The organism is Dyadobacter pollutisoli, assembly GCF_026625565.1.
GTDB classification, from domain to species: Bacteria; Bacteroidota; Bacteroidia; order Cytophagales; family Spirosomataceae; genus Dyadobacter; species Dyadobacter pollutisoli.
Window position 1 is genome coordinate 6981594 of sequence record NZ_CP112998.1, and the last position, 12884, is coordinate 6994477.

Below are 12884 nucleotides of genomic sequence, written 5' to 3' on the forward strand. Positions count from 1 at the left end.
ATCGGCTAATCGAACTTTTTAAGTACCCCAGCCGCTTGCAGAGGAAATTTTTCAACAATCCACTTCAATACATCCAATTGATCAGAAGTCGGAGCTCTCCTTACCTGAGCAAGCAGTTTAATAGCTTGTGGTCGATTCAATGTTAAGTTCGAGGCACCCTCGTTACAAATCGAGCATATAGCGCGAAGATTGGAAGGTTCATCACTTCCACCCATAGATTTGTCAATAATATGCCCAATGTGTAGTCGGGTTTTTCTTCCTTGATCATAAGGATGTGGCTCTCCTGCTGCGGCGCCGCACATTTGACAAGTGAATCCATTTCGGTCAAGTACAAACGCTCTGGTTTCTTTTGAAATCGACCGATCAAAGAAAGGGAGGGGCTTAATATCTACCAATAAATACTCACCAGGCTTTAAATCACTTCTATCATTGTGAGTGACGATATTCATACCCTCTTCGTTGCGCAACTCTCTTAGCCGACGCCCCCATTCACTCGTTCCCGCAACTTCGCGTAAAAAGTCTGAATTTAGAACATGACCTACATTTTCATAGAAAATCTCACGCAATTTGGCTCGTGAGCCTTTTCCTTTCGGAGCTTTCGTGCTCATATTTTTTCAGTGCATTTTTTATCGATAACCCCATAGCTTTTGCCACAGGAGGAGGGAAGGCATTTCCAACTTGTCGATAGGCTGGTGTTTTCTTACCTGCAAATTCCCAGTCTTTTGGAAAACCCTGAATTAGAGCTGCCATTTTAAGTGTGAGCTTCGGCAACTCGCTAGAACCGTTCATTGGTGGGTGGTCTGCCAAACCTTTTCCATTAACTCCCAACTCGGCCCAAGATTGTTTTGCGCGTGTGGGTCCCAAATCTGCACCACCATGTTTTTTCGAACCTCCCACAAGCGTAGGAGCAATTTTATCAGCCTTGATTTTCCAGTTGTTTACATTTTCCCAGCCGCGTGATGCCATTTCCTCGTATAAAAGTTCACCCACGCTTAGAGGACTGTTTTCATGCCGTTTTGGCCATTGGAAGTATTCGAAATATTCTTTTTTCAATGCTACCAATATTGCTCTTGACCGTGATTGAGATACACCGTAGTCTGATGCATTCACAATACGCCAATCACATTGATAACCCATTTTATAAAATTCCTGTAAAATTCGCCTTCTATAATCCAAGAATTTTGAGCTGAGTATACCACGAACATTTTCAAGCATTACGGCCTTGGGATTGCATTCTCTTACCAGGCGAATCGCTTCAGGGAATAGATCCCTTTCATCTAAATGACCGAGTTGTTTGCCTGCAATTGAGAAAGGAGGACATGGAACGCCTCCCGCAAATAAATCCACACTTCCAAATTCAGCTGCGCTGAAATTTTTGACGTCCGTGTTAATTACATTCCAGTCGGCCCGATTTAAATTAAGGGTTTCACAAGCAAGTGGCTCAATTTCGACGAGTGCTAGATGCTCAAAACCAGCTTGTTCGAGTCCGATTGCCTGCCCGCCAGCTCCTGCGCATATTTCGATTGATGTAAAACTCACGCTATGATTGGCTTTTACTATTGACATTGTTGATGATAAATTTAACGGTTTTCAGCCAATATCAACATCGTAAATCGATATCAATGTGAAGCTTTTGGAGCGCTCTGCGGCGAAAATTAAGGGAATTGAGACTTTAAGGTGTTGGTAGTCAGTCAAGCATTCAAACTGTAACTCTATCCCAAACAGAAGCCAAATTTATTTCTTGGTCATCCCTATCTATTCCCAATCAACTTCTCCAACCGCCCCATCATCTCATCCTTCTCCTTCAACATCCTCTCATACAATGCAATCTTATCTTCGTGAAGTCGGAGAAGTTGCTCAACAGGATGAAAAGTAGGATTGTTATTGATAGCATTAATCATTGAGCTATCATTGAATGTATTTGAAATAATATTAACGGCCTTCTCTTCATCAAAATTCCGAATCGCCTCAGCCGGGATTTTAAGTATCGCCGAAACTTGTTCCAATAGGTCGGAATCGATCTTTTCTCTTTGTTCGAGTAAAGAAATCTTTTGCTGGTTCCATTCTTCACCGAGCTCGAAGGCGAGGACGTCTTGTTTGATACCGAGCATTTCTCGGAAGCGTTTCAGGTTGCGGCCTTCGTGGATCTTAGGGTTGGAGGTAGTGGGTGTCATGCGGAAAGCGATTGTTTTGAAAAGGCAATTTATATAAATCCGGCGGTAAGTTTTCGGGTAATTTACACACATTTCGGCGTAATGTACCAGTGGGATGTGTTGGGTACCATTTGCGGGAATCGGTGCTTTGCTGCAAAACAAAAAAGGAAGTCTTAATGCAAGGTTTTCATCAACACTTTTGAAATCGACAAATCATGAACACGAAAACACACATTCACGAATCCGCGGATTCGACATTACTGGCGTATGGTAAAGAAGTGCGCGAGCTGCTGAGCAACATCCCCGCCGAAAGCTGGTCCGCCGAAATATGGACAATGTTTGGCGGCTACATCATCGCCCTCAAAGACCTCGGCCACGCACCCAACCTGAGTAACACGTATTTTTCGTTTAAGGAGCTGTTGGAATTTTTTGAGAAGGTGGAAAGGATCAGGAGAGGGGATAGCCCGCGACCCTAGCCCATGACATTAGCCCATGACTTCAGTCGTGGGTGCATAGGAGAAAGAGGAAAAACATCCCGCTTTAGCCAAAGACCTTGCAGGTTCGTGGCTAAAGCCGGGATGTTGGCTTTTGGGGTTGATCCACAGGCTGAAGCCTACGGTTGGTGTCTTCTGTCTGATCCGTAGGCTGAAGCCTACGGTTAGTGCTACTTCTTATCCTTCGCCTGCTTCAACGCCGTCGTCGTCAAATAGTACTTCGCGATCATATTCGGTACTTCCCACTCCGGCAGCTTGCCTGCTTTCAGATACTCCATATACTTGTTCGCAACCTGCGCGAAGTGCGATTCGTGGCCGGTATCGTATTTAACTGGAATGGTGATTTCCCAACCCGCAGCGATCTTTTTCAGCTCCACGCCCGGGTATTTGTCCTGTACCGCTTTGAATGCTGCTGCCACGCCGTCTTCGTAGGCTTTGCTTTTGTCGGTCGTTTCAATGTACAGTACTGGCTTGTATTTCTGGTCTTTTCCCTGGCGTACGATCAGGTTAGCTTTGGAGCCTTTCATGATCGAATAATGGGTGTCGCCGGTTCCTTCCGGTGCCTGGAAATTCCAGAGAACGGAAACTTTTGCATGCACACCTTTTAGCTTATAGCTCAATTCGCCATTGGAATACACATTCAAAACCGTGTCTTTAATATCCTTTTTTAGGAAGTCGGGGAAGGTTTCACTTTTGGTGACCAGCTTGAACTGCGATGGCGTTAGTTGTGTTGCTGTGCGTTTGGCACCTAGCAGCTCAATATCTTTTCCATAATCCAATGTCACATCCGGAAACGCGCTCCATTGTACCAGATCGACCAAATGCGTCGTCACATCCACCATTCCTTCGCCTTGCTGATTTACATCAAAAAACCAGGTAGGACGTACCAGCGGCTCGCCGGAAATGTATTTGAAATAATGGTGAACACTTTCCTTCACTACCGCAGGATTTTCGGGAGTACCTTTTTGCAGTTCGCCAAAAATAGCAGGCAATGAAGCTAATTCACGCTGCAATGCATTGGTGATCTCGTAGCGCTCCGTCATGATGTCGTACAAAAGCACCTTATTTTTTTCAGCACTTGTAAATGCTTCTTTCAACTTGTCGAAACCGGCAGCATCGATCGCCATAGGCTTGTCGGCCAGCACATTCAGGCCAGCGTCTACCGATTTTTTAATGTAATCTGTCTTTTTCTGATTGTTGCCAGCCAGTACCACTACATTGCCTTTCTTTTCAGCAAGCATTTTGTCCAGGAAATCCGCGCCGGTGTATACTTCTTCTTTCCAATGCGTCGGGTCTTCTGGGCGGCTGTTATACTTCTCTACTTTGTCCAGATAAGCCTTCACATCCGGGCCTTCGGAAGCGTAAACATGCACCACGGAATCCACATCCGCATACATTGATTTCTGAACCAATGCCGCGTGAAAGTGGCCGGGTTCCACAACAATCAGGCTCAAAAGTTTCTTCGCCTCATCCTTAGCCTCCTCTTTTTTCGTACTACATCCCTGATTTAATGCCATTGCGCTCAATAAAGCGATCGTCAAGAGTTCTTTTCTCATTTGAATGGGTTGAGGTAATATTTGCAAGATAATCCCAAAACGGAACTATGCCTGACTGTAAGACGAAATTTCTTTCAGCCTCCCTGAACTGGCTTTATCGATAAATAAAATGGCATGAGGATGCGTGCGGAGAATCGTAGAAGGGAATTCTTCCTTGATATCTTCGGCTACGGTATGGTAAATCGCATCAGCTTTTTTCTCTCCCGGGACAATGCAAAATGCATATTTGGCTTTCAGCAATGTCGGAATGGTGAGTGTTAATGCGGTTTCAGGTACTTCATCAAAAGTATCGAAACAGGCATCATTCACCTGTTGCTGACGACACGCATCGTCGAGTTCTACTTTTTTTACGATCAATGGATCATCGAAAAAAGCAACATGAGGATCATTAAATGCCAGGTGACCATTTTCTCCGATTCCCAGACAAACAATGTCGATAGGGTTTTCAAGCAGCAGATTTGCGTAATGTTCACATTCTTTTTCAATGTCGGTAGCGTTACCGTCGAGATAAGAAACAGAATGCACCGGCACATGATCGAACAGACGTACTTTTAAGAAATACCCGAAATTCTGCGGCGCATCCGCCGGAACGCCCACGTACTCGTCCATATGAAATGCATTGATTTTCTCCCAGGCAATTCCCTGCTCAGTTTTCAATGCTTCCAAAAATTCATTCTGTGACGGGGCGGATGCGAAAATGATATTGACAAAATCCTTCGTATCCTGAATTTCCCGGATCTTGTCAGCCACCATCTTGGCTGCGTTTTCGCCCATTTCCTGTCGGGTTTCAAAAATCCTAATTTCGAGCTGATCGACCTTCATTATTGTGGTAGTTAGATTTTTTGATATTGCTTTTCGTAGATAATTCTTCCTTGTACAATGGTGGTTTGGACTCTGATGTCCTCACCAAAAATGACAATGTCAGCATCTTTCCCAGCCACTAATGTTCCTTTTTTATTGTCAACACCCATAATCCGGGCCGGTGTAGCAGTCATCATCCGTACCGAATCAAGCAGCGAAACATCCGCCATTCGAACCATATTTCTAACCAGCCGGTCAGCCGTAGAAACGCTTCCTGCGAATGATGTACGATCAGGCAACTTGGCTACTCCATCTTCAACAATCACTTTCAAACCGTTTTTGAGCGAACCCAATGTACTCTCGCCCTCCGGCATTCCGGCAGCACGCATAGCGTCGGTGATCAATGCAATGCGGTCGGGGCCTTTTATTTTATAAATCAATTTCAAAAGCGGCGCAGGCAAATGCACACCGTCGGCGATAATCTCCACATCCATATCCAGCAAAAAAGCACTTTCAATGGTGCCTGCATGACGAAATGCATTCTTACGCGTCACGCCCGACATCGCAGAATAAAGGTGTGTCGCCAGTGTGTAACCATTTTCATAGGCTTCCAACACTTCCTCATAAATCGCATCCGTATGTGCTACTGCCGCCAAAATGCCTTTCTGACGCAGTCTTTTACCAAATTCAATGGCGCCGGGAAGTTCCGGTGCAGCACTCCATCGGGTAATGGATGAGGAGTAGGCCAACACTTCTTCATACTCTTTCGGATCAGGATTTCGGATGTAGCGTGGGTCCTGCGCACCTCTTTGGCTTAAAGCAAAATAGGGCCCTTCCAAGTGCATTCCCAGAAACTGCGCACCAAAGAGGTTATTCGCATTGGCTTTTTCATAATTATCCAATGTGATCAGCAAATCCTCTTTTTCGCTGGTCAATGTGGTAGGTACTAGTGCAGTAGTGCCATATTGGGCGTGTGTTTCAGCGATTTTGAGGAAAGCCTCAACAGTTCCGTCCATGAAGTCGTGGCCGCCCCCGCCGTGGATATGGAGATCGATAAAGCCGGGGGACACATATTTACCGCCGGCATCAATTACTTCTGCGTCCGGAAAATCAATATCCCCTTCTTTTATTTCTAGTATTACCCCATCCTCCGCGACTAACGTGCCATTACGAATGTAGCGGTAGGGGGTGATGATCGTGCCGTTTATGATTTTTAGTCTCATTCTTGCTCTTTTAATTTGACATTAAATAGCTTTCTCTCCTTTTGTCTGCCTGAACGAGCCTGGCCGCCGCGCGGTCGAAGGGGCGCTACTTACAAGCTGTCACTCCCTTAGACCGGCCAGAGGCCTGCGAATAGGGGTTCGAAGTTGGAACTTCGAACTAGCTACCACTTCCTCAACTTATGTCCCTTCGCCGCATAGAAAACCAGATACAGGTAACACGGCAGCAATACCCAGTACGCCTGCCTTACATCCAGTTTATCAGCAAAATATCCGTAAAAAAGCGGCATGATCGCGTTTCCGCAGAGCCCCATGATCATGATGGATGCGCCTAGCTTTGTAAATCTTCCCAAGTCGTCAAGTGCGAGCGGCCAGATACCTGCCCAAACCAGCGAATTTGCCAGGCCAAGCAATACCACAAACCAGATTGAGAGGTCAGCCTGATGACCCAGGAAATTAACCTGGCCATGCGCAAAAATGATCAGTAATGTAAATATAGTCCCGAGGATCGTGCAGATTCTCAACGCATTAACCTGACTGATGAACTTAGGAATCACCGTAATACCAATCAGATAACCGCAGATTGTGCAAAATAATGTATAGGACGGAAATACCTTCGCTTCCAGCAAATCAATGCCCATTGAATTGGCATACCCTATAATGGTATCGATCGCGATCACCTGCGTACCCACGTGTAGGAAGATCGCCAGCGCACCGAGTATCAAATGCGGGAATTGAAAAATACTATTCTTGCCAGCATTGGCCGTAGCGAGATCCTGACTTTCATGCTCGGTATCAATTTCCGGAAGCGGTGATTTGAAAACCAGAAACCCTAAAACAAACAAAAATGTACCGAGACCAATATAAGGAACGATCACCCTTTGGATGAGCTCATCCAATGCTGCGCTTCTCTGAACATCTGTCATCGAGCTCAGTTGCTTGAATAAATCGGTATCAGTAGGTTTAAGGATCACCGCCGCGAATACGATTGGAGATAAAATTCCCGCGGCTTTATTGCAGATCCCCATCATACTGATCCGTTGCGCCGCCCGCTCCTTCGCTCCCAAAATCGTAATGTACGGATTGGCCGCAGTTTGCAGAATCGCCAGCCCTATACCAATCGTAAACAAGCCCAGCAGGAAGATCTCGTAAGTCCGCGACATAGCAGCCGGCACAAATATGAATGCCCCCAAAGCCATCGCCCAGAAGCCAAACATCATTCCTTTTTTAAACCCTACCGCTTTCAAGAGATAAGATGAAGGCACCGACATCACGAAATAGGCAATGTAAAACGCAAACGCCACCAGATAAGCCTGAAAGCTGGTCAGTTCGCAGGCAATTTTGAAATAAGGGATCAAAATGGAATTGACCCAGGACACAAAGCCAAAAATGAAAAACATCAAACCGATCAGAAAAATCGATATGGTAGTCTCCCGCTTCGTCAGGTTTTCGACTTTGATTGTTATGGCTTCGCTTTTCATTGTTGTTGGGTTTGGTTGGGGCCTTACTAGCCCAGGACTTAAGTCCTGGGCTATGGGTTACGGGATCCTGGGTCACGGGTCACGTGTGCGCATCTGCCTGTCACGCAGTTGGTTCCCAGCCTTTTTGGTATTCGCGTTTCCAGAGTTTTTCGGCCTCTTTGTTGCCTTTTATGTGACCATTGGTTGGGTCAATGTTCAATGTTCCGCCGGATCTGATCGCAATGTTGCCAAGCTGTGCCAGCAAGGTGCTTTGGTGACCGCCAACGATCTCTGAAGCCAACGGAGTACCTTTTTTGATGGCGTCAAAGAAATTTTGAATGTGCAATGCGTCCAGGCCTTGCGACGGGTTCATTTTATTTCTTGGGTCAATCACAAAGTCATTTTTTACTTCTTTAATTACTTTATTGTCAAGACCATAAATGGTGTAAGCATTACCTTCCCAGATTTGCAGCGAGCCTTTTTCCCCATAAAAAACCACACCCACGCTGGCACCTTCAATGGTGCGTCCGTTACAGCTCCTACCTTCCCACGACATGGCGGTATTATTGGCAAATTCAAGGTTAATGACCTGAGTATCGGGTGTTTCCCAGTCATCTTTGTAACGGAAACGCCCACCTGAGGAGGTAACGCGGGTAGGATAGTCCACCTGCAATCCCCAGCGCATGAGGTCGAGCATGTGCGTACCATTGTTCAGCGCTTCGCCGGTTCCCCAGTTCCAGAGCCAGTGCCAGTTGTAATGTATCAGGTTGTCTTTATAGGTACGTCTTGGAGCAGGACCTTGCCACAATTCATAGTCCAGCCAGGACGGTACCGCCGTTTCTTTTCCAATTCCAATAGATGCCCGGTTATTGGTATACCAGCCTTTTACGAAATACGGACGACCGATCGCACCACTATGAACTTCTTTGATGGCAGCAGCAACATTCGGCCACGAACGGCGCTGGTTGCCCATCTGGAGCACATTTTTATACTTTTTAGCGACCGAAACCAATATCTCTCCTTCATTAGGATTGTGGCTGCAAGGTTTTTCAAGATACACATGTTTGCCAGCTTTGGAGGCAAGGATCGCAGCTGGTGCGTGCCAGTGATCCGGCGCGGCGATTACCAATGCATCCATATCCTTATTTTCCAACGCTTTGCGAAAATCAGGCACATTGGCAGGCTTGGATTTTGTAATGTCATTTACTGTTGCAATTGCTTTTTCGGCTGCCCGCGTATCCACATCAGATATGGAAACAACCTCGCAATTGGGCTGCAATGCATAATTGGAAGACAGCGCAAGACCGCGACTATTCACACCCATCATACCCACGCGTACTTTTTCATTGGCTCCCAAAATCCGGGCATAACTTTTCGGGCTGAAACCCGGCAACACACCTCCGATAGTAAGTAACGCGCTGCCTGCAATGGATTTTTTGATAAAATCCCTTCTGTTATCTCCTTGTTCTGTATTGTTGGAAGACATGTCGGTTTGGGTTGAGTTGTTAATGCTTTTCATAAATAAGAGTTTAAGATCATCAGGTTTAAAAAGGCCTGAAAAGGGATTCATACTGGTCGTCAGCCTTCGTGGATTTGTGGTGCCCAATAAGTGCAATAGGCAGTCGTGAACACAGGTCCTTTGAACAGCTGGCAGTTGCCACAGGTTTTACCATCTTTGGGCGGTAGCCACAGCTGGCAATTACCACATTTGGAATCGGGAATGGGAGATTCTTTAACGTATCCGAGCTTTTTGCGCGCATTCAGATCATTTTCCGTCACATTCGAAAAATCGCTGCACGGATCTTTGGGAGGAGCCACGTCTTGTTTTTTCTCCTCCGTTTTAGCGCTGCATGCCAACAGCCACAGGGCGGAGCCTGCCAATGTTGAGGTCATGCAAACGGATTTTGCAATAAATTCTTTCCGGGTAATTGTGTTATTCGCCATTCTTATTTTCCAATTGCTTGCTGGCTGGCAAGGGTACCATTTTTACTAGTTTCTATTATTTGGTCAAAGTCTTTCTTAAACTCCGTTTTCTCCTCATCCATGGTTTTGAAAAAGCCATACTGATCCGTCAATAACTTTAAAAACGCTGGCGAAGAACCTGGTACCGAGCTCAAAACGGCCATTCTAAACCATTGATCTTTATAATGCTTCTGTAAAACCTCCGCTAACGGTGCGGCTGATTTTGAAGCGGGAAATTGCCCCAAACTCAATGTCGCCTGAAATGCTACCCGCGCCGAAGTGTCAGCCGTAGCTTTGATAAGTTCAGGTAGTAGCTGCGGGTATTTTTCCGAAAGCATCACACCATATTCCCTTACGCCGGGATGTGCGTCAGCCATTGCTTTTTTGACTATCTCAGCATTGAGCGAACGCTGTCCTTCCAATACAAAAAATGCGCGAAGCCTTGCCCTGGGGTCAGTATTAGTTTCAAACAATGTCTTGACCGCAGGAACAATAGTGATGTCCTGACGTTCCAGAAGTAGTTTTTGCGCCTGCCCGCTCCACCATTGATTGGCATGAGCAAGTAGCTTGACCAACTCTGCGGAAGTCATTTTGCCCGGGTACTGAGCAATGGTTTTGCGACCTGCCGCATTTTTGGGAGTGATCTTGTAAATCCTTCCTTTATCCATTCCCGCATTAAAATCCATATCCGTTTTCAGTTCCTCGGGTATAGAAACCGGCGTTTCAATGTGCTGACGGTACATATCGATTACGTATAATGCGCCATCCGGGCCGACGGTAAAGCTAGCTGGGCGAAACCACGGGTCGGTAGAGGCGAGAAATTCTTTGTCTTTTTGAAGAACGCTATCTCGCGCCGCCATGTAGGTCGGGCTGTTTTTCAATGGCGTGAGTACATCGCGGTGAATCAGGTTACCCGCTACTTCCCCGGTAAATACATTGCCATAATATTGCTTAGGAAAAAGGTCACCATTGTAAACAGTCCCGCCCGATGCACCGGTAAAATGATCGTCGGCATATTCCTGCCTGTCCAGATTTTGCTCTGCGTATTGTTTCTGACGCTGTCGGGTGCGTTCTGCGCGCCAGTAGGGTGCCGGAGTGACCTGGTACATGATCATTTCTTTGTTCGAAACATCAAATACTCCTTTTGCGGAAGGCATATTGGGATGGCGGTGCGTATAGCGCCAGGGAATCACGGCATGCTGAATGTGCAAAGTGTTTTGAGTTACAAAACGGTGTCCCCAGTCGTTAAATGTGTGTCCAAATTGCCCCGGACCGGTCTCCTGTTCAAATTCATCATTGTCAAGACGGAAACGAAAGTCTGCACTGCGCATTTCGAGAGGCTCGCTACCCGTTTTTTTGGTGGAAGTAACCGTTCCATTTTGTCCATTATTGGAAGCATATATCCAGTTATCTATGCCAAAACGGAGATTGGTAATCTGTGCCTCTGAGTTATTTTCGAAAAAACCTGTGAACAATACTTCCTTAATATCCGCCTTGAAATCACCGGTAGTGTCTTTCATAAAAAGAATATTAGGCGCCGCTGTCACCAGCATACCACCTTTCCACGGCAGAACACTGGTGGCCTCGGAAATACTGTCTGCAAAAATCACCGATTTGTCAATTTTTCCATCACCGTCTGAATCAGTCAGCATCCGAATGCTGCCTTTGCCTTTTCCAGGTTCGGGTTTGTAAGGATAGTCAGGCATTTCAACAACGAAAGCACGTCCTTCTTCATCAAAAACCATTTCTACCGGATCCAATACGAAAGGCTCTGCGGCGAAAACTTCAATTTTGAAATTATCGTCGAGCTGAAAACTTTCTAATGCTTCCTCCGGGGTAAGCGCATCGGCATAGCGTTTTTGCGAACAGGAAGTGACGATCAGCGCAAGAATGGTCAGTGCAGAAATGGTCAGATGCTTCATAACCAGTTGTTATTTAAATGGGTTGGTGATTTTAACCAGGTCCAGAATGGTTTTTCCATGATGTTCAAAACGCGCCAGCGTGTACACATTTCCGTCGCTACCGATGGCAATGGAATTCACATAAGTAGGCCTCTCTCCGTCTTCATAAAAGATAGGGCCGTGGTCAATGTAAGTCTGGCCGGGAATGTGGAATGTGATCAAATGTAGGTTTTCAAGTCCTTTCGCCGCACCTTTTGCAATCTGATCTTCTCCTTTTAATCGTTTACCGTCAATGTAAATCGGGCCGCCCGTGAGGTAGTAAATGGTTTCCATGTCCGGGCCGAGCTGAAACCCGAGGTAGCCGTAGCTAAACTGGTCAAACATCCCGCTTTTTTTGGAAGGACTGGAAGTAATGCGTTCAACGATTTCAATGGTCTCAGCTTTTGGATCAAACCGAAAAAGATATCCTGAATTGCCGTGAACACCATAAGCGACATTTTCAGTAGGATGCCAGAAGATTTTGCGCCAGTTGTAAGACATACTTCCCGGACGGGTAGGGTCATATTTTCCAAAATAGTCCAGCCGCAGATCTACATTTTCCAGCTTGCGAACCACATTGTTTTCAGGGCTGTATGTAAAAATATCACCCTCAGCTATCGAAAAATAGACCGCCCCGTTTCTGGCATCCACAAAAAGCGAGCGGCACAATGACCGGAAATCTTCACCGGGTGTTCCGGCTTCTCCTCCCGCCGAAACCGGGCCGAGGTTTCTCAAAATATCATTGTCAACATCGTAATGGATGAAATTGCCTCTCGGCCAGGTCAGCCCATACATATGCCCGCGATCTTTGTCCATCGTCATCGAAACCATTCCTTCACCATCCGGTACCAATGCCAGATCGTCAAATTCGCCTGTTTTCAGGTCATAGGACAAGAAATGACCGCCAGGGTAGAGCTGATAACCTTCGGGGGCAGTCTCAGGAAGCCGGTCCATACCATCGATCAGCTGGTAAAAACCTACATGCGTTGAGAAATAAAGCTTACCGTTCCGCTCATAAAAACGAACGTGACTTTTGCCTTGCGGAATGGCTTTTAAATCCTGCTCGCCACAAATGGTCGTCAGATCACCAATAAACCGGGTACTATCCGTTTGGGGATCAAAGACATACATTTGTCCACCGATTTCATGATTGTCGGACGACAGTACGTAGTATATTTTCCCGTCACTAGCCGCAGAAATGGCATTGTAAGTGTCATGCGCTCTTTCGAAACCGGAATAGTAATGTTTTGCAGTCAAGGAATTGTTATCAGTTAAAGCTTCAAAAGCAAAGAAATAAT

Annotated in this window: 12 protein-coding genes; 1 reads left to right on the forward strand and 11 read right to left on the reverse strand. The window is 46.1% G+C overall.

The window, feature by feature from the left end; translation table 11 throughout:
• Positions 1-5: 5 nt before the first annotated feature.
• From ON006_RS29030 to ON006_RS29040, 3 genes are all read right to left on the reverse strand, one after another.
• Positions 6-608, reverse strand: a complete 603-nt coding sequence (locus ON006_RS29030; protein ID WP_244821678.1) for an HNH endonuclease — start codon at positions 606-608, stop codon at positions 6-8.
• A complete protein-coding gene (locus ON006_RS29035; protein WP_244821679.1) occupies positions 559-1566 on the reverse strand; it encodes a DNA cytosine methyltransferase in 1008 nt (335 codons plus the stop codon). Before ON006_RS29035 ends, ON006_RS29030 begins: the two co-directional genes overlap by 50 nt.
• Before the next feature lie 185 nt (positions 1567-1751).
• The gene (locus ON006_RS29040; protein ID WP_244821680.1) at positions 1752-2174 is read right to left on the reverse strand and encodes a helix-turn-helix domain-containing protein; all 423 of its coding nucleotides are present in this window, start codon (positions 2172-2174) and stop codon (positions 1752-1754) included.
• 194 nt (positions 2175-2368) lie between these two features.
• On the opposite strand from ON006_RS29040, the gene ON006_RS29045 reads away from it, so the two are divergent.
• Complete coding sequence (locus ON006_RS29045; RefSeq protein ID WP_244821681.1) at positions 2369-2629, forward strand: hypothetical protein; 261 nt, start codon at positions 2369-2371, stop codon at positions 2627-2629.
• Positions 2630-2817: 188 nt separating this feature from the next.
• On the opposite strand, the gene ON006_RS29050 is transcribed toward ON006_RS29045, so the two are convergent.
• From ON006_RS29050 to ON006_RS29085, 8 genes are all read right to left on the reverse strand, one after another.
• Positions 2818-4203, reverse strand: a complete 1386-nt coding sequence (locus ON006_RS29050; protein ID WP_244821682.1) for a putative oxidoreductase C-terminal domain-containing protein — start codon at positions 4201-4203, stop codon at positions 2818-2820.
• A 45-nt stretch (positions 4204-4248) separates the two neighbouring features.
• Positions 4249-5025: a glucosamine-6-phosphate deaminase gene (locus ON006_RS29055; RefSeq protein WP_244821683.1), complete on the reverse strand. Its 777-nt coding sequence runs from the start codon at positions 5023-5025 to the stop codon at positions 4249-4251.
• 11 nt (positions 5026-5036) lie between these two features.
• A complete protein-coding gene (gene nagA, locus ON006_RS29060; RefSeq protein ID WP_244821684.1) occupies positions 5037-6227 on the reverse strand; it encodes an N-acetylglucosamine-6-phosphate deacetylase in 1191 nt (396 codons plus the stop codon).
• 161 nt (positions 6228-6388) lie between these two features.
• Positions 6389-7705 (reverse strand): sugar MFS transporter, encoded by a 1317-nt coding sequence (locus ON006_RS29065; protein WP_244821685.1) that lies wholly within the window; start codon positions 7703-7705, stop codon positions 6389-6391.
• Positions 7706-7805: 100 nt separating this feature from the next.
• A complete protein-coding gene (locus ON006_RS29070) occupies positions 7806-9170 on the reverse strand; it encodes a Gfo/Idh/MocA family protein (RefSeq protein ID WP_244821783.1) in 1365 nt (454 codons plus the stop codon).
• Between the two features lie 92 nt (positions 9171-9262).
• Entirely contained in the window at positions 9263-9577 is a 315-nt protein-coding gene (locus ON006_RS29075) for a high-potential iron-sulfur protein (protein WP_244821686.1), read from the reverse strand.
• A 53-nt stretch (positions 9578-9630) separates the two neighbouring features.
• Entirely contained in the window at positions 9631-11568 is a 1938-nt protein-coding gene (locus ON006_RS29080; protein WP_244821687.1) for a PVC-type heme-binding CxxCH protein, read from the reverse strand.
• 9 nt (positions 11569-11577) lie between these two features.
• The gene (locus ON006_RS29085) at positions 11578-12843 is read right to left on the reverse strand and encodes a hypothetical protein (RefSeq protein ID WP_244821688.1); all 1266 of its coding nucleotides are present in this window, start codon (positions 12841-12843) and stop codon (positions 11578-11580) included.
• Between the last annotated feature and the right edge of the window lie 41 nt (positions 12844-12884).

Excerpts from the sequence above, each read along its gene's own strand:
- ON006_RS29030 (WP_244821678.1), bottom strand. The coding sequence starts at position 608 with ATGAGCACGAAAGCTCCGAAAGGAAAAGGCTCACGAGCCAAATTGCGT.
- ON006_RS29035 (WP_244821679.1), bottom strand. The coding sequence starts at position 1,566 with ATGTCAATAGTAAAAGCCAATCATAGCGTGAGTTTTACATCAATCGAA.
- ON006_RS29040 (WP_244821680.1), bottom strand. The coding sequence starts at position 2,174 with ATGACACCCACTACCTCCAACCCTAAGATCCACGAAGGCCGCAACCTG.
- ON006_RS29045 (WP_244821681.1), top strand. The coding sequence starts at position 2,369 with ATGAACACGAAAACACACATTCACGAATCCGCGGATTCGACATTACTG.
- ON006_RS29050 (WP_244821682.1), bottom strand. The coding sequence starts at position 4,203 with ATGAGAAAAGAACTCTTGACGATCGCTTTATTGAGCGCAATGGCATTA.
- ON006_RS29055 (WP_244821683.1), bottom strand. The coding sequence starts at position 5,025 with ATGAAGGTCGATCAGCTCGAAATTAGGATTTTTGAAACCCGACAGGAA.
- nagA (WP_244821684.1), bottom strand. The coding sequence starts at position 6,227 with ATGAGACTAAAAATCATAAACGGCACGATCATCACCCCCTACCGCTAC.
- ON006_RS29065 (WP_244821685.1), bottom strand. The coding sequence starts at position 7,705 with ATGAAAAGCGAAGCCATAACAATCAAAGTCGAAAACCTGACGAAGCGG.
- ON006_RS29070 (WP_244821783.1), bottom strand. The coding sequence starts at position 9,170 with ATGTCTTCCAACAATACAGAACAAGGAGATAACAGAAGGGATTTTATC.
- ON006_RS29075 (WP_244821686.1), bottom strand. The coding sequence starts at position 9,577 with ATGACCTCAACATTGGCAGGCTCCGCCCTGTGGCTGTTGGCATGCAGC.
- ON006_RS29080 (WP_244821687.1), bottom strand. The coding sequence starts at position 11,568 with ATGAAGCATCTGACCATTTCTGCACTGACCATTCTTGCGCTGATCGTC.